Below are 15847 nucleotides of genomic sequence, written 5' to 3' on the forward strand. Positions count from 1 at the left end.
CAGGACATGGCCACCACCGGCGTTGCGCCTTCCGTCGTTTCGGGAACCACCGACATCCCGAAGACATCGACGAGCTCGACCCTGAGCTCCTCCACGGGCTCGACGCTCGCGGGTAATTTCCAGACCTTTCTGACGCTGCTCACCACGCAGCTCCAGAACCAGAACCCGCTCGATCCGCTCGACACCAACCAGTTCACCCAGCAGCTCGTGCAGTTCGCCGGTGTCGAACAGCAGCTCAAGACCAACGACACACTCTCGCAGCTCGTCACGCTGCAGCAGACCACGCAGGCAACGCAGGCGCTCGGTTTCGTCGGCAAGACCGCCGTGGTCGACGGCACCACCGCGACGATGACGAATTCGTCGGCGACCTGGCACCTGAACGTTCCGAGCAGCGCGACCGTCGATATTTCGATCGCGAACTCGAGTGGCCAGACCGTCTTCACCGGCAAATACACCGCCGGCGCCGGCACCGACATTCCCTTCACCTGGAACGGCCAGGGCAATGACGGCACCCAGTGGCCCGACGGCAAATACACGATCTCGGCGACGGGCAAGGATGCCTCAGGCAATACGGTGGGCATCGCTGCGCAGGTCCAGGGCACGGTGTCGTCGGTCGACCTGACCCAGTCGCCGCCGCTTTTGACCATCGACGGCAACACCTACACCGTCAGCCAGGTCAAGAGCATCGTCAACGCCAGCAACTGAGGTTCGCACCTCGCCTGACTGGCTCTGTTCGTTAGTAAAGTATTTACGAAGACCCCCTCGACCGGCCTGGACGCCCCCGTCCCGCCGGCCGAGCTGAGGCTGTTCCAGCCATTTTCAACGAGAATTGTATTGAAGCCTTAGGCTTAGCCAATTTTTAAGCCGGCCGGCGTACGGTTGTGGCGTGAGTTCAGTGGTTGAGAGTTTGTGAGTACGCCATGACAGAACCCCATCGCCCGAGGGTAAAATACGTCATCGGGCCGGACGGCAGCCCGTTAACGATTGCCGATCTTCCCGCGCCCGGAACCAAACGGTGGGTCATCCGCCGCAAGGCCGAGGTGGTAGCGGCAGTTCGCGGCGGTCTCCTCTCGCTTGAGGAAGCCTGCAGCCGCTATACCCTCACCGTCGACGAATTCCTTTCCTGGCAGTTTTCCATCGACCAGCACGGTCTTGCGGGCCTGCGCACCACCCGCATTCAGCAATATCGCCAGTAAGCGACCCGGAAACTGATCGATTTGACGAAAATCGGCCCCGCCCTGCGAGGCCGATTTTTTTCATGTCCGTTCTTTTGTCCGACCTCTTAACCTTCGTTAACCATATCGAAACCATCACCTAGGCAATAATTGCCCAGTCGGCTGCCGGAAGTTGGGCCGAATCTCTGGGGCGGTTGCTTGCAAGGTCTGTTGGACTTCCTGAAGGGTATCGGCGCCGCTCGGTTTGCGGCGATGATCGCGGTGACCGCCGCGCTCATCGGCTTTTTCGCGTTTGTCATCCTGCGCGTCACCACGCCCCAGATGACGACGCTGTTCACCGACCTCTCGGTCGAGGACTCTTCCGGCATCATCAAGGACCTGGAACGCCAGGGCATCCCGTTCGAGATTCGCAACGAGGGCAGCATCATCATGGTGCCCAAGGACAAGGTCACCCGTCTCCGCATGAAGCTCGCCGAGGGCGGCCTGCCCAAGGGCGGCGGCGTCGGCTACGAAGTCTTCGACAAGTCGGATGCCCTCGGCACTACCAGTTTCGTCCAGAACATCAATCACTTGCGGGCGCTGGAGGGCGAGCTCGCCCGCACCATCCGCGCCATCGACCGGATCCAGGCCGCCCGCGTCCATCTCGTGTTGCCCGAGCGTCCGCTGTTCTCGCGCGAGGCGCCGGAGCCGTCGGCCTCGATCGTGCTGCGCGTGCGCGGCTCGCTCGAGGCGCAGCAGATCCGCGCCATCCGCCACCTCGTCGCCTCCGCCGTCAACGGCTTGAAGCCGCAGCGCGTCTCGATCGTGGACGAGGCCGGCCAGCTGCTCGCCGACGGCGCTGCCACCGATCCCGAGCAGGCGATCGGCGACGAGCGCCGCGCCGCCTTCGAGAAGCGGATGCGCAAGCAGATCGAGGAGATCGTCTCCTCGGTGGTCGGCTCGGGCCGCGCCCGCGTCCAGCTGTCCGCCGATTTCGACTTCAACAAGATCACCCAGACCTCGGACAAGTTCGATCCCGAAGGCCGCGTGTTGCGCTCCAGCCAGACGCGGGAAGAGAGCAGCATGTCGGCCGAGAACAACGGCCAGGTCACGGTCAACAACGAGCTGCCGGGCAATGGCGCGGGCGGCGGCGGCGTGGTCCCCAAGGACCAGAGCAAGAAGAGCGAAGAGACCAACAATTACGAGATCTCCCGTACCACCAAGACCGAGGTAACCGAGGTCGGCCGGGTCAACCGCATCTCCGTCGCGGTCCTGGTCGATGGCATCTACTCCAAGAACGAGAAGGGCGAGCTCGCCTACACGGATCGTCCCAAAGAGCAGCTCGACCGCATCGCCGCCGTGGTGCGCTCGGCGATCGGGTTCGACCAGAAGCGCGGCGACCAGGTCGAGGTCGTGAACCTGCGCTTTGCCGATGCGCCGGCGACCGCCCCGATCGGCGAGCCCTCGGGCTTCCTCGGCATGCTCCAGTTCACCAAGGATGACGTCATGTACGTCATCGAGCTCGGCGTGATGATGCTGCTGGGCCTCGTCGTGATGTTCATGGTGATCCGGCCGCTGGTGAAGCGCATCCTCGCCTCCGATGAGGTCACGGCCGCCATCACCGCTGCCATTGCCGGCCCGGCGACGGAAGAGTCCGCGCCGGCCACGGGCCCCGGCGGCCAGCCTCTGCTGCCGAGCGCCGCGGCAAGCGCGATCGACGTCGCCACCATTCAGGGCCAGGTCCACGCCCAATCCGTTCATCGCGTCGGCGAACTCGCCGAGCGCAATCCCAATGAAACCGTCGCCATCATCCGTCAGTGGCTGACCGAACCCGCGAAATGATCTGAAATGGCCGGCTCGTTACAGAACGCCAACTCCCAGGACATCACCAGCGTCATCTCGACGCTCGGACAGCGCGCAGGCGCCCGGTCCGGTGACGCCAAGTCCGAGCCAATTTCTGGCCCCCGGCGCGCCGCGATCCTGATGCTGGCGCTCGGCGAGCAATATGGCGGCAAGATCTGGCAATTGCTCGACGACGACGAGGTGCGCCAGCTCTCGCTCGAAATGTCGACGCTCGGCACGGTCGAGGTCGACACGGTCGAGGACATGCTGCTCGAATTCGTCTCGCGCATGTCGGCCTCCGGCGCGCTGATGGGCAATTTCGACGCCACCGAGCGGCTGTTGCAGCAGTACCTCGCGCCGGAGCGCGTCAACGGCATCATGGACGAGATCCGTGGCCCTGCCGGGCGCAACATGTGGGAAAAGCTCTCCAACGTGCAGGAAGAGGTTCTCGCCAACTATCTGAAGAACGAATACCCGCAGACCATCGCCGTGGTGCTCTCGAAGCTGAAGCCGGAGCACGCCGCGCGCGTGCTCGGCATCCTTCCCGAGGAGCTGGCGCTCGACGTCGTCAACCGCATGCTGAAGATGGAGGCGGTGCAGAAGGAGGTGATCGAGAGCGTGGAGAAGACGCTGCGCACCGAGTTCATGTCCAACCTGTCGCAGACTCGGCGCCGCGACGCCCACGAGGTGATGGCCGAGATCTTCAACAATTTCGACCGCCAGACCGAAACCCGCTTCATCACCTCGCTGGAAGAGGAAAACCGCGAGTCCGCCGAGCGCATCAAGGCGCTGATGTTCACCTTCGACGACCTCGTGAAGCTCGACTCCGGATCGGCGCAGACCCTGATGCGCAACGTCGACAAGGACAAGCTCGGCGTCGCGCTCAAGAGTGCCAACGAGGACGTCCGCAACTTCTTCTTCGGCAACATGTCCTCGCGCGCGGCCAAGATGCTCCAGGACGACATGGCGGCGATGGGCCCGGTCCGTCTGCGCGATGTCGACGAGGCGCAGGCGCTGCTGGTCAATCTCGCAAAGGACCTCGCCGCCAAGGGCGAGATCATGCTGACCAAGAACCGCGCTGACGACGAGCTGGTGTATTGATGGCAGCACCCGCAAAATTCCTGTTCGACAACGACTTCGCCGCGCCCGACCGTACCCGCGAGAAGGCTGCAAGCGCGGCCGAGATCGCGCAGAAAGTTGCCGCCGCGGAAGCCGCCGCCTACCAGGCCGGCTTCGACGCCGGCCAGCGCGAGGCCAAGGCCGAGAGCGACCGGCGGGTCGCGCTGGCGATGGAAGAGATCCGGATTTCCGTGCAGGGCATCGCGTCGCGCTTTGGCAGCGTCGAGATGAGGATGGAGACCGAGGCCGTCGACGTCGCGGTGGCTGTGGCGCGCAAATTGTGCGCCGAACTGATCGCCCGCGAGCCGCTCGGCGAGATCGTCGCGCTGGTGCGCGACTGCTTCTCGCACCTCGTCGCGACGCCGCATCTGGTCGTGCGCATCAACGATGCGCTCTACGACAGCGCGCGCGAGACGATCGAGCGGCTGGCCAAGCAGAGCGGCTTCGAAGGACGGCTGGTGATCCTGGCCGAGCCGGAGATCGCGACCGGCGACTGCCGGATCGAATGGGCCGACGGCGGCGTCGTGCTGGAACGCGGCGCGATCGAGGCCAAGATCGGCGAGCTCGTCGGGCGCTACATCACGGCGTCCGGCGACGGCGCGGCGCAGAGGATCTGAGACGGGGATTTGAGGGGTAAGACATGAGCGACACTGACGGGCAGGTCCCGCTTCCCGATCTCAACGGCCCGGCGCCGCCGACCAACCCCGGCGACATCGGCTACAACGAGGACGAATATGCGGCCCGCGTCGCCGCCGACCTCGAGGCGGTATTCGACGTGCCGGTGCAGGTCTCGGCGGTGCTCGGCCGCTCGAAGATGGATGTCGGCGAGCTCTTGAAGCTCGGGCCCGGCACCGTGCTCGAGCTCGACCGGCGTGTCGGCGAAGCCATCGACATCTACGTCAACAACCGTCTCGTCGCCCGCGGCGAGGTGGTTCTGGTCGAAGACAAGCTCGGCGTGACCATGACGGAAATCATCAAGACGGAACGCGGCTAGTTGTTTGAGCATGATCTTTTCGGAAAACCGCTACGCACTTTTCCGGATCATGCTTCGCCGAGAATAACGCGCGGCAGCGCGAACAGACGAACAGGAGACTGACATGCGGCTTCTCATCGTTGGCACACTGAAGGGCCAGCTCACCACCGCCACCAAGATCGCGATGGAGAACGGCGCCACCGTGACCCATGCGGAGGACAACGAGCAGGCCATGCGGGTGCTGCGCGGCGGCAAGGGCGCCGACCTCTTGCTGGTCGACGTCGCCCTCGACATCCGCGATCTCGTGATGCGGCTCGAAGCCGAGCACATCCACGCCCCGATCGTCGCCTGCGGCATCACCAACGACGCCCGCGCCGCGGTTGCCGCGATCCACGCCGGCGCCAAGGAATACATCCCGCTGCCGCCGGAGCCGGAGCTGATCGCCGCCGTGCTCGCCGCGGTCGCCAACGATTCCCGCGAGCTGGTCTACCGCGACGAGGCGATGGGCCGCGTCATCAAGCTCGCGCAGCAGATCGCCGGCTCCGACGCCTCTGTCATGATCACCGGCGAATCCGGTACCGGCAAGGAAGTGCTGGCGCGCTACGTCCACACCCGCTCGGCCCGCGCCAAGCGCCCCTTCATCTCCATCAACTGCGCGGCGATCCCCGAGCATCTGCTGGAGTCCGAGCTGTTCGGCCATGAGAAGGGTGCCTTCACCGGCGCGGTGGCCCGCCGCATCGGCAAGTTCGAGGAGGCAACCGGCGGCACGCTGCTGCTCGACGAAATCTCCGAGATGGACGTTCGCCTGCAATCGAAGCTGCTGCGCGCCATCCAGGAGCGCGTCATCGACCGCGTCGGCGGCACCAAGCCGGTGCCGGTGGACATCCGCATCATCGCGACCTCGAACCGCAACCTGGCGGACGCCGTGCGCGACGGCACGTTCCGCGAGGACCTGCTGTTCCGCCTCAACGTCGTGAACCTGAAGATCCCGCCGCTGCGCGATCGCCCCGCCGACATTCTGGAGCTCGCCCAGCACTTCGTGAAGAAATACGCCGACGCCAACGGCGTGCCGCTGCGCCCGATCTCGGTCGATGCGCGGCAGGTGCTCACCGCCAACCGCTGGCAGGGCAACGTCCGCGAGCTCGAAAACACCATGCACCGCGCGGTGCTGATGGCGCAGGGCGACGAGATCGGACCCGACGCCATCATCACCCCGGACGGCGACCGCCTCGACCTCGCCAAGACCGCGCCGGCCGTGGCGCATGCGACCTTCGCCGCCGAGCAGGTGACGCGGGCGCTCGTCGGCCGCACGGTGGCCGACGTCGAGCGCGACCTGATCCTGGAGACACTGAAGCACTGCCTCGGCAACCGGACGCATGCCGCGAACATTCTGGGCATCTCGATCCGCACGCTGCGCAACAAGCTCAACGAATATGCCGACGGCGGCATCCCGATCCCGCCCGCCGGCGTCCCCGGCGAATACCCGCGCATGCCCGCGATGGGGTGAACGGGACGCGGGAAGCACGGCTCACAGAAATGGCCCGGAGCGTCGCGCTCCGGGCCATTTCGCTTGATCACCTGCCCCGTCTGTGCGGCCTACTTGCCCGGCGGGACGTAGGAGCTCGCAAGCTTGGCGGCCTTCTCCGCAATGGCTTTGAATTCACCCATCTTCCAGGCGCGCACGGTCTCGATCTTGGAAATGGCGCCGCTTGCGGCAGCGGCCATTCCGATGGCGACGGCATCGGCGCCGTCGGGAAACTCCGTGACGATCAGCGCATCATGCGGGCCGGTGGTCATGAAAGCTCCCTGGAGCTTTCCGCCGGCCTTCTCGACCATCGCACCGATGACCGCCGTGCGGTCAGTCGGCTTGTCGACCATTCCCTTGATGCCGGCATTTGAGTAGGAGACGTACGAGATGAACAACGGCATGTTTCTCTCCGTTGAGGTTACAACGACGTCCATGAGATCTTGCAAAAAGCGCTCTCGTTGAGAGCAAGGCATGGCCTGCCGACGGCATGCGAGCTGCCTTGAAAATTGAGCTGCGGACTTCGGCACGTCCAACTGGCAGCTTGTGCCGACTATAGCGGCTTTCGTCGACTCCACAATGCGGTCGTGCGCGAGCGGAAAGCCGGGGTGGATCAATCCCGAATTGCGTTGATTTGCCGGTCTGGCGCCGTCTTCTTCAACGATGTGCCCGTCGCCGGGCTCAGGTGAGGGCTGCATTCGACGACTAGGTCGTCAGCGCGACAGACCCTATAGGTACGACAGTATTGATACGCGAGGTGACAATGTCCGAAACCCAAATCACGGAATGGCTGGCGTCGCAGAAGCAGGCGATGATCGACCTGCTGCGCGACGTCGTGAACATCGATTCCGGATCGTACGACAAGGCGGGCGTGGATGCCGTCGGCGCGCGCTTCGAGAAGCATTTTGCCGAGCACAGCATATCGAGCTGGCGCGAGAGTCACGACACTTTCGGCGATGCCATCCACGCGGCGGTTGCAAAACCCGGCAGCAACGAGGAGCCGATCCTGCTGATGGGCCATCGCGACACTGTCTTCTCCAAGGGCGAGGCCGAGCGCCGGCCCTTCACCATCAAGGACGGTCGCGCCTACGGTCCCGGCGTCGCCGACATGAAGGCGGGCCTGGTGATGAACGTGTTCGTCGCCGCCGCCTTCAAGCGCTTTGGCGGCAGCCCGCATCCGATCAAGGTGCTGATCACCTCGGACGAGGAGATCGCTTCGCCGTCGTCGCGTCCGGTGATCGAGCGCGAAGGACGCGCGGCGCGCTGCGTGTTCAATTCGGAGCCGGGACGGCCGACCGGCAACGTCGTGACGGGCCGCAAGGGCGGCATCTTCATGCATTGCGCGGTGACCGGAAAGGCCGCACATTCCGGCGCCAATTTTGCCGCCGGCATCAGCGCCATCGGCGAGCTCGCGCACAAGATCGTCCAGATCCACGCGCTGACCGATGTTGCGAAGGGCATTACCCTCAATGTCGGCCTGATCTCGGGTGGCCAGTCGGTCAATACGACGGCGCCGTCGGCCGAAGGCCAGATCGACTTTCGCTATGTAGAGCCCGCGCAACGCGAGTCGGTGATGTCGGCGATCGAGAAGATCGTCGCGACGTCTTATGTCTCCGGCACATCGGCGACGCTGACCATCAAGGGCGAGTTCCTGCCCGCCGTCCAGAGCGCGGCGTCGAAAGCGCTGTTCGAGACCTATCAGGGCGCAGCACGGCAAGCCGGCCTCACGACGCTGCAAGGTGAGTTCTCCGGCGGCTGCGCCGATTCCGGCTTCACCGCCGCGGTCGGCACGCCCACCATCTGCGGCGTCGGCCCGGTCGGCGGGCTCGCGCATACGGCGGACGAATATCTCGAGATCGACAGCATCGTACCGCGCGCACAGGCGCTCGCGCTGGCGATTCTGCGGAGCTGAGCTTCGTAACTTCGTAGGGTGGCTTAGCCTTGCGGTTGCGCGAAGCGCAGTCCGCTAGGCGTAACCCACCTCTTTGGTGTCCGCGTCGACAGAGTGGTGGGTTACGCTGCGCTAACCCACCCTACGCAGTTCCATCACGAATAGCTGGGCGCGTCGGGCTTGCGGAAGATGTGGATGGGATCACCCGGCACGATCGGGTTTCCAGTAAGCATCGTGTAAGCGTAAAGCGCGAGATAGGCGATCGCCAACGCGCCGATGGCGTAGAAGGCCCAGGTCGCGACGCGCTTCATTGTCCGGCTCCGCGGCTTCCCGACGGGGAGGCTCTGATAGCGCTTCTAGAGCGGCGGCGACGAAAATGCCAGCCCGGACGACGTGCTGCGATCAGACGACGCGCCGGCCGCGCGCGGGAACACTGACCTCGACAAGCCGCGCCGCATCCTCGTCCTGATCGACCGCGACATACTGGCCGTGCCAATAGGCCAGCGCTGCGCTGCGCGTCGTACTTTTTATGTCACGCACGCGGCCGATGACGATGCCGTGCGAATGACGCTCGACGATCTCCTCGACCTCGCAGTCGAGCGCGGCCAGAGCGCCGACCAGCAGCGGAACACCTGAGACGCTGGTGATCCAGTCCGCCCCCGCAAAGCGGTCGGCGCCCTTCAGGCCGCCCTTGCCGGCAAAGCGCTCGGCAATATCGATCTGGTCCGCATGCAGAATGTTCACACCGAAGGCGCCGAGGCGCCTGATCAGCGGAAACGACGATGCGTCGCGATTGACGCTGACGATCAGCGTCGGCGGATCGACAGACAGCGACGTCACCGACGTGACGGTCATGCCGGTGATGTCCCTGCCCCGCCCCGCTGTGATGACGCTGACGCCGCCGGTGAGATGCCGCATGGCGCCGCGGAAATCGGTGGCGGACACGGCGGGATCGGTGACGAAGGGAAGGATGGCGTTCATGACACGCTCGCTGGCTTTTGGCTCTTGTATCTAGGTGCGCTCGTCGCCCGACAACAGATGCCGCAGGATCGAGCCTTCTAGATTGGCAAGCTCCACCGAGCCGCGCTCGCGCGGCCGCGGCAGGCTCACGGTCACGTCCTGCGCGATGCGGCCGTCCTCGATCACGAGCACGCGATCGGCGAGCGCAACGGCTTCGGAGACGTCATGCGTGACCAGGATCGCGGTAAAGCCCTGGTCGCGCCAGACGCGCTCCAGAAGCCGCTGCATCGAGATACGGGTCAATGCGTCGAGCGCCCCGAGCGGCTCGTCGAAGGCGAGCACGCGCGGGCTGGAGACCAGCGCACGCGCCAGCGCCACGCGCTGCTTTTGGCCACCCGACAGCACCGACGGCCACTGGTCGCGCTTGTCTGAGAGACCGACTTCACCAAGCGCCTCCTCGGCGCGACCGTGCGCGTCCGCAGACGCGCGCTCGCGACCGAGACCGACCTCGACGTTTTCAAGCACGCGCGCCCAAGGCAACAGCCGCGGCTCCTGGAACATCACTCTGACATCCTCGGGACGTGCCTCTTCACTGAGGCTGATGCTGCCGGCTGTGATCTGTTCCAGGCCCGCGATCAGGCGCAGCAGCGTGCTCTTGCCGCAACCGCTCTTGCCGACGATGGCGACGAACTGGCCGGCCGGAATGTGCAGGTCGATGCCGCGCAGCACCTCGTTGTCGCCGAAGGACTTTCGCAAGCCGCGGATGTTCAGCGGCAGGCCGCGGGAGATCGCCGGCTGGATCTCGCGGACGACACGGGCCTGAGGCGCGAAACTGGCGCGGCTGGCAAGCTCGGCTTCAGGCAAAATGGTACGAACGGCTGTCTGCATGGGATTCCCAGTATTTCTGCTCAACGTTTCTGGAAGGCGGGATGCCAGGACAGCGTCAGCCGCTCCAGCACGCGGGAGGCGCTGTCGGCGAGCTTGCCGAGCAGCGCATAGATCAGGATCGAGAGCACGACGACGTCGATCAGCATGAACTCGCGCGCCTGCATCGCCATGTAGCCGAGGCCAGACGAGGCCGCGATCGTCTCCGCGACGATCAGCGTCAGCCACATGATGCCGAGCGCAAAACGGATGCCGACGAAGATCGAGGGCAGCGCGCCCGGAAAGATCACCCGGCGGAACAATTCGCCGTCGGTCATGCCGTAGATGCGGCCCATCTCGATGAGCTGGGGATCGACGGTGCGGATGCCGTGCAGCGTGTTGAGGTAGATCGGGAAGAAGACGCCGAGCGCCACCAAAAACAGCTTCGCGCTCTCGTCGATGCCGAACCAGAGGATGACGAGCGGAATCAACGCCAGATGCGGTACGTTGCGCACCATCTGGAGCGTAGTGTCGGTCAGCTTGCTCGAAAGCTGCGACAGGCCGTTGGCGAGGCCGAAGGCGAAGCCGATGCCGCCACCAATCAGGAAGCCGATCGAGGCGCGCCAAAAGCTCACCCAGATATTGCGGCCGAGCTCACCGGAGAGCAGCAGCTTCCAGCCGGCCAGCACGACATCGCTCGGCGCCGGCAAGACCCGCGTCGGCACGAAGCCGGTGACGCAAGCCAGTTGCCAGATGGCGATGATGAATAGCGGCACGATCCACTGGATCAGGCCGTCGACCCGCGGCAGGCGAAAACTACGCGGAAGGGAAACGCTGTCGATGAGACTCATGATTGCGAAGCCTGCTTTTGCGGACGGTAGTCGTTGCCGATGGTTTCGCCGAACGGCCCGCTATTGAAGCGAAGCGGCGTGACGTTGCTGCCCTGTCCCAACGACAATTTCGGGAACACCAGCTCGGCAAAACGATAGGCTTCCTCGAGATGCGGATAGCCCGACATGATGAAGGTATCGATGCCGATATCCTCATATTCCTTGATGCGCGCCGCGACCGTGTCGGCATCGCCGACCAATGCGGTGCCGGCGCCGCCGCGGACGAGACCGACGCCCGCCCAGAGGTTCGGGCTGATCTCGAGCTTGTCGCGCTTGCCGCCGTGAAGCTGCGCCATGCGCTGCTGGCCGACCGAATCCATCCGCGCAAAGTTCTTCTGCGCGGCGGCGATGGTGCCGTCGCTGACATGCTTGATCAACTCGTTCGCGGCTTGCCAGGCCTGCTCATTGGTTTCGCGCACGATGACATGCAGGCGGATGCCGAAGGAGAGCTTTCGGCCACGCGCCGCTGCGACCTCCCTCACCTTCGCGATCTTCTCGGCGACCTGCGCTGGCGGCTCGCCCCAGGTGAGATATTTGTCGACGGTATCGACCGCGACGTCGATGCCGGCATCCGAGGAGCCGCCAAAATACAGTGGCGGTCGCGGCGACTGCACGGGATGGAACAGCAGGCGGCCATCCTCGATGCGGATGTGCCTGCCCTCAACATTGACGGTCTTGCCGGCGAGGAGATCGCTGTAGACGTTCAAAAACTCGCGCGTGACCTCGTAACGCTCGTCATGGGCGAGGAAGACGCCGTCGCCCCTGTTCTCGACGGGATCGCCGCCGGTGACGACGTTGATCAGCAGCCGGCCGCCTGTGATGCGGTCCAGCGTCGCCGTCATGCGCGCGGCCACGCTCGGTGATTGCAAACCGGGCCTGACCGCCACGAGATAGCGCAGCCGCTCCGTAAACGGCGCGACCGAGGAGGCGACGATCCAGGAATCCTCGCAGCTCCGCCCCGTCGGCAGCAGCACACCGAAATAGCCGAGCTGGTCGGCGGCCTGCGCGATCTGGCGCAGATAATTGAAGTTCACCTCGCGGCCGCCTTCGGCAGTGCCGAGATAGCGGCCGTCGCCGTGGGTCGGCAGGAACCAGAGGATGTTGCTTTTGGACGATTGGGTCATGGGTGTCTCTGATGGTTAGCCGTAGGACGTGCCGACGGCGGCGACCACGATGCCGATCGACAGGGCGACAGCCGCGATCACGCGTTGAATGAAACGTCTCATGGTCAAACCCCTCGAAATGGGAAGGCTGGTCGGCACGATCAGGTCGCCGTGCTGCGCCAGACGATGTCGCGGATCGCGATCGGTTTTGGGATCAGGCCGAGCTTGTGGAAGCGATCGGCGACGCCCTGCTGGGTCGCGATGATGTCGTCGGTGATCGGACCGACCCGGAACGAGGAGCGATTGGCGGCGATGGTCTGGATGTCCAGCGGGATGCCCGTTACCGCGCTCAGCGATTTCGCGACGTCGTCGCGATGGGTCTCCGCCCACGCAGCCGTGGAGGTCGTGACATCGATGATCTGCTGCAACACCTCGCCGTGGTTCTTCGCAAAATCGCGGTTGGCGATGTAGAACGAGTTGGACTTGGTGACCTCGTGGGCGTTGATCAGGATGCGGCCGTTCTGCTTGGTCTCGCCGATCGCAAAATACGGATCCCAGATCGCCCAGGCCTCGATGCTGCCGTTGGCAAAGGCGGGACCCGCATCCGGCGGCGTCAGGTAGACCGGCGTGATGTCGGCATAGGTGAGGCCTGCCTTCTCCAACGTCTGCACCACGATGTTGTGGGCGCTGGAGCCTTTGGTGAAACCGATGCGCTTGCCCTTCAGCTCACTGATCGAGCGGATCGGCGAGTCCTTCGGCACCAGGATGCCCTGGCCGTTGGTGATGGGCTGGCCGGCGGCATAGACGATGGCCGTGCCGGCGGCCTGGGCGAACACCGGCGGGGAATCGCCGACCGCGCCGTAGTCGACGCTGCCGACGTTCATCGCCTCCATCATGGGAGGACCCGAGGAGAACTCGATCCATTTCACCTCGATGCCCAAGGCTGCAAAATGTTTTTCCAGTGCGGCCTGCTGGCGCGTGATGACCAGCACGCCGTTCTTCTGGTAGCCGATACGAATTTCCTTCACGCCCGATTGCGCAACCGCGCGCGACGAGAGCGCAGCGAGCACGGCCGCACCCGCAGACAGTCTTAGAAAGTTTCGACGTTGCATTCCCAACTCCGGGCCGCGTGCGGCCGACCATTCATTCCTGTTGAAGGGATGATGGTGCGAGCTATCGGAGGTGTCGAGACATCTAGGAAAATAGCGATGCGCGCACTGCCATGCGTGCGGCGCGCATGATTAATCTTTCAACCGGCGGAGCGAATGCAGGGAGAATTTTTCTGCACGCGAATGTGAGATCGCGCAGACGCGACTGACCGCCATCCTACAAAGTGTCGAAACAACCCCATGCACAGTAGCCGGTGACGGTCGCCGGTCACCCTGCGATTTTTCCGAAAATCAGTTGACACGTCGGGCAAATCGGTGGCATTATGCCATCATCGCCACGCTTGGGATGGGCAGGGCCCTTTTGCAATGCGCGTTGCACAAGTCAGGGCTCGCGCACCCAGGGATCGGCCGAGAAGTAGCAATTCTCGAGCACCATGCGGTCCCTGGCGGTAAAGTTGACACGACAACGGCGCCACACATTTGTCTGGCGCTTGCCGTCGTCTGACATCTCGACGTCGGAGATCCACACGATCGGCGATCGCCAGCGGTAGCGTCCATCCAGATCCCAAGCGTCGCAGCCGCCGGCGCAGGCCATGTGGAACCTCGTCATGATTCCACGCCGCTTGAAGCACCAGGTTCGCGAACCCCACTCTTTCCCGGGCGGCCTTTCCGCGTAAGGGAAAGGCGAGGTCTGGGTCCAGCAGCCGGAAATGGAGGATGGTCCGGCGGCGTGCGCCGGTACGGCGGACAGCAGCGCGATCAGCACCGAGGCGACAGCCAGAGGCGACTCACGCCTCCACTTGAACCGGGACTGGATGGACATGACGCCATGTGTGTCGCCGGAGAACGATCTGGTTCAATCATCCCTGACACGGGGTCACCATCCCGGCGGCCGTCCGGTCAGTGCAGCCACCTCACCGGCAGGTTCAGCAACCCGCGGAACGCCCAGCCGCCGATTAGCACCGGCTCGTCGTCGGCCAGTTCGATATTCTTCGCCCTCGCAAACACCGTCGGCAACGCGACATCTGCGATCATGGCGCGCGAGGCCCAGGCGCCGGCGCAAAAGTGCGGACCCGCGCCGAAAGCGACGCTCTTTGTCACGTCGCGCCGCACGTCGAACTGGTCGGCGCGCTCAAAATGCTTCTCGTCGCGGTTGGCCGAGCCGAACATCAGGAACACGCGCTCATTGGCCTCGAAGGAGACATCGCGAATGGTCCAGGGTTTTGCGATACGCCGCGGCGACATGCCGATCGGCGAAATCCAACGGGCATACTCCTCGAACGCCTGCAGCCAGGACACCTCGCCACGCCGCACGAGATCGAGCTGCTCGGGATGGGTGAGCAGCGCCCACACCGTGCCGGCGATTGCCTTGCGCGGCTCGTTCTGGCCGCCGGAGATGGCAAGTTTCACGTTCGCGCGCACGCTCTCGATCGGCATATCGGAGGCAAGGAGAACACCAAGGAGACTTTGGTCGGGCTTCTTGCGCATGACCGGCAAAATGTCGTCGATCGCGGCGTCGATGCCTGATGTCGCCGCGTGGCAGCGCGCTTCGACCTCGGGATCGCCGCTGTAGTTGGCGATGCCGTTGATCATGCCCTGCGACCACGCATCCATGTCGCCGAAGCCGATATTGGTGAGGCCGGTGATCGACTTCAGGCATTCGCCGGAGAACGGCAGCGCAAAGTCGCGCATGAAGTCGATGCGGCTGCCCGGCTCGATCGCGTCGATGATGCGGTCGGCATGGGCCTGGAACTGCGCGGTCCAGTAGCCCTTCACCGTCCTCGGCGACACCGCCGGAAAGAATGCGCGCCGCTCGACCTGGTGCGCCTCGCCGTCCTTGCGCATCATGTTGTGGCCCATCAGCTTGTTCATGAGGCCTTCGGGCTGATGCGAGGAAAACACGTCGATCTGCTTCTCGGAGATCGAGATGTCGTCGCGGCTCGTCAGCAGCGTCGAGCCGAGCTGCGGCACGAAGGCGATCGGCGCCTCCGCCCGCATTTTTGCCAGCATCGGATAGGGATCGTTCCAGAACGAGGCCGGGTCGATGTCGATGCGCGGCGCGGTGCTCAAGGCAGGCTCCCCTGGGATTTTTTTCCGTTGGGGGCAAGACTAGCGAACTCAGGTGCTGACGTCTGTCCCTAGCGGTAGGGACAGACAATATCAGGGCGCATCTCCGTAGGTCGGGTGCGCGCGGACAGGATAGCGGGTCCGCATGGCCCAACAAACGCATGAGCGACGTTCGTTAAGGGCAGAGAGACTAATGCACCGCAATACGGTGGCTTGAACGGAAATGCCGGCCTATAGTTGCTAGAGCCGCCGCATCGGTGATGTCGCGGCGACCGTTTGCACGTCAGGGATACGGCCCGGACGAGTGGTGGCGACATTGGAGACTACCGTAAAACAGGCAGTCATTTTGG

General features: G+C 64.4%; 17 protein-coding genes. 8 read left to right on the forward strand and 9 right to left on the reverse strand.

Annotation, left to right across the window (positions count from 1 at the left end):
* Positions 1–6: 6 nt before the first annotated feature.
* The 7 genes from KUF59_RS36045 to flbD all read left to right on the forward strand — a co-directional run bounded on the left by KUF59_RS36045 (position 7) and on the right by flbD (position 6595).
* Complete coding sequence (locus KUF59_RS36045; RefSeq protein ID WP_212461421.1) at positions 7–705, forward strand: flagellar hook assembly protein FlgD; 699 nt, start codon at positions 7–9, stop codon at positions 703–705.
* Between the two features lie 215 nt (positions 706–920).
* Entirely contained in the window at positions 921–1196 is a 276-nt protein-coding gene (sciP, locus tag KUF59_RS36050; RefSeq protein WP_002714638.1) for a CtrA inhibitor SciP, read from the forward strand.
* Positions 1197–1373: 177 nt separating this feature from the next.
* Positions 1374–2996 (forward strand): flagellar basal-body MS-ring/collar protein FliF, encoded by a 1623-nt coding sequence (gene fliF / locus KUF59_RS36055; RefSeq protein ID WP_212461422.1) that lies wholly within the window; start codon positions 1374–1376, stop codon positions 2994–2996.
* A gap of 6 nt (positions 2997–3002) precedes the next feature.
* A complete protein-coding gene (gene fliG, locus KUF59_RS36060) occupies positions 3003–4097 on the forward strand; it encodes a flagellar motor switch protein FliG (protein ID WP_212461423.1) in 1095 nt (364 codons plus the stop codon).
* Entirely contained in the window at positions 4097–4732 is a 636-nt protein-coding gene (locus KUF59_RS36065; RefSeq protein ID WP_212461424.1) for a FliH/SctL family protein, read from the forward strand. The genes fliG and KUF59_RS36065 overlap by 1 nt, the downstream gene beginning before the upstream one ends.
* A 23-nt stretch (positions 4733–4755) precedes the next feature.
* A complete protein-coding gene (fliN, locus tag KUF59_RS36070) occupies positions 4756–5109 on the forward strand; it encodes a flagellar motor switch protein FliN (protein WP_140976982.1) in 354 nt (117 codons plus the stop codon).
* Positions 5110–5212: 103 nt separating this feature from the next.
* Positions 5213–6595: a sigma-54-dependent transcriptional regulator FlbD gene (flbD, locus tag KUF59_RS36075; protein WP_212461425.1), complete on the forward strand. Its 1383-nt coding sequence runs from the start codon at positions 5213–5215 to the stop codon at positions 6593–6595.
* An 89-nt stretch (positions 6596–6684) separates the two neighbouring features.
* Here flbD and KUF59_RS36080 read toward each other — a convergent pair whose 3' ends face one another.
* Positions 6685–7017: a GYD domain-containing protein gene (locus tag KUF59_RS36080; RefSeq protein WP_212403858.1), complete on the reverse strand. Its 333-nt coding sequence runs from the start codon at positions 7015–7017 to the stop codon at positions 6685–6687.
* A 359-nt stretch (positions 7018–7376) separates the two neighbouring features.
* On the opposite strand from KUF59_RS36080, the gene KUF59_RS36085 reads away from it, so the two are divergent.
* Positions 7377–8525 (forward strand): M20 family metallopeptidase, encoded by a 1149-nt coding sequence (locus KUF59_RS36085; RefSeq protein ID WP_258767828.1) that lies wholly within the window; start codon positions 7377–7379, stop codon positions 8523–8525.
* A gap of 134 nt (positions 8526–8659) precedes the next feature.
* Here KUF59_RS36085 and KUF59_RS36090 read toward each other — a convergent pair whose 3' ends face one another.
* From KUF59_RS36090 to KUF59_RS36125, 8 genes are all read right to left on the reverse strand, one after another.
* Positions 8660–8815 (reverse strand): hypothetical protein, encoded by a 156-nt coding sequence (locus KUF59_RS36090; protein ID WP_212462747.1) that lies wholly within the window; start codon positions 8813–8815, stop codon positions 8660–8662.
* 91 nt (positions 8816–8906) lie between these two features.
* Positions 8907–9485 (reverse strand): flavin reductase family protein, encoded by a 579-nt coding sequence (locus KUF59_RS36095; protein WP_212462748.1) that lies wholly within the window; start codon positions 9483–9485, stop codon positions 8907–8909.
* A 30-nt stretch (positions 9486–9515) separates the two neighbouring features.
* Positions 9516–10352, reverse strand: coding sequence for an ATP-binding cassette domain-containing protein (locus KUF59_RS36100; RefSeq protein WP_212462749.1), 837 nt, complete (start codon positions 10350–10352; stop codon positions 9516–9518).
* 20 nt (positions 10353–10372) lie between these two features.
* Positions 10373–11179 (reverse strand): ABC transporter permease subunit, encoded by an 807-nt coding sequence (locus tag KUF59_RS36105; RefSeq protein ID WP_212462750.1) that lies wholly within the window; start codon positions 11177–11179, stop codon positions 10373–10375.
* Positions 11176–12342, reverse strand: a complete 1167-nt coding sequence (gene ssuD, locus KUF59_RS36110; protein ID WP_212462751.1) for an FMNH2-dependent alkanesulfonate monooxygenase — start codon at positions 12340–12342, stop codon at positions 11176–11178. The genes KUF59_RS36105 and ssuD overlap by 4 nt, the downstream gene beginning before the upstream one ends.
* Before the next feature lie 140 nt (positions 12343–12482).
* Positions 12483–13433, reverse strand: coding sequence for a sulfonate ABC transporter substrate-binding protein (locus KUF59_RS36115; protein ID WP_212462752.1), 951 nt, complete (start codon positions 13431–13433; stop codon positions 12483–12485).
* 379 nt (positions 13434–13812) lie between these two features.
* A complete protein-coding gene (locus tag KUF59_RS36120) occupies positions 13813–14040 on the reverse strand; it encodes a hypothetical protein (protein ID WP_249141184.1) in 228 nt (75 codons plus the stop codon).
* A 290-nt stretch (positions 14041–14330) separates the two neighbouring features.
* Positions 14331–15500, reverse strand: a complete 1170-nt coding sequence (locus KUF59_RS36125) for a cytochrome P450 (protein WP_212462753.1) — start codon at positions 15498–15500, stop codon at positions 14331–14333.
* Positions 15501–15847 lie beyond the last annotated feature (347 nt).

Origin of the sequence: Bradyrhizobium arachidis, from assembly GCF_024758505.1 — a bacterium.
GTDB classification, from domain to species: Bacteria; Pseudomonadota; Alphaproteobacteria; order Rhizobiales; family Xanthobacteraceae; genus Bradyrhizobium; species Bradyrhizobium manausense_C.

Bases quoted from the DNA above. Each gene is read 5' to 3' on its own strand.
- KUF59_RS36045 (WP_212461421.1), top strand. From the start codon at position 7: ATGGCCACCACCGGCGTTGCGCCTTCCGTCGTTTCGGGAACCACCGAC.
- sciP (WP_002714638.1), top strand. From the start codon at position 921: ATGACAGAACCCCATCGCCCGAGGGTAAAATACGTCATCGGGCCGGAC.
- fliG (WP_212461423.1), top strand. From the start codon at position 3,003: ATGGCCGGCTCGTTACAGAACGCCAACTCCCAGGACATCACCAGCGTC.
- KUF59_RS36065 (WP_212461424.1), top strand. From the start codon at position 4,097: ATGGCAGCACCCGCAAAATTCCTGTTCGACAACGACTTCGCCGCGCCC.
- fliN (WP_140976982.1), top strand. From the start codon at position 4,756: ATGAGCGACACTGACGGGCAGGTCCCGCTTCCCGATCTCAACGGCCCG.
- flbD (WP_212461425.1), top strand. From the start codon at position 5,213: ATGCGGCTTCTCATCGTTGGCACACTGAAGGGCCAGCTCACCACCGCC.
- KUF59_RS36080 (WP_212403858.1), bottom strand. From the start codon at position 7,017: ATGCCGTTGTTCATCTCGTACGTCTCCTACTCAAATGCCGGCATCAAG.
- KUF59_RS36085 (WP_258767828.1), top strand. From the start codon at position 7,377: ATGTCCGAAACCCAAATCACGGAATGGCTGGCGTCGCAGAAGCAGGCG.
- KUF59_RS36090 (WP_212462747.1), bottom strand. From the start codon at position 8,815: ATGAAGCGCGTCGCGACCTGGGCCTTCTACGCCATCGGCGCGTTGGCG.
- KUF59_RS36095 (WP_212462748.1), bottom strand. From the start codon at position 9,485: ATGAACGCCATCCTTCCCTTCGTCACCGATCCCGCCGTGTCCGCCACC.
- KUF59_RS36100 (WP_212462749.1), bottom strand. From the start codon at position 10,352: ATGCAGACAGCCGTTCGTACCATTTTGCCTGAAGCCGAGCTTGCCAGC.
- KUF59_RS36105 (WP_212462750.1), bottom strand. From the start codon at position 11,179: ATGAGTCTCATCGACAGCGTTTCCCTTCCGCGTAGTTTTCGCCTGCCG.
- ssuD (WP_212462751.1), bottom strand. From the start codon at position 12,342: ATGACCCAATCGTCCAAAAGCAACATCCTCTGGTTCCTGCCGACCCAC.
- KUF59_RS36115 (WP_212462752.1), bottom strand. From the start codon at position 13,433: ATGCAACGTCGAAACTTTCTAAGACTGTCTGCGGGTGCGGCCGTGCTC.
- KUF59_RS36120 (WP_249141184.1), bottom strand. From the start codon at position 14,040: ATGACGAGGTTCCACATGGCCTGCGCCGGCGGCTGCGACGCTTGGGAT.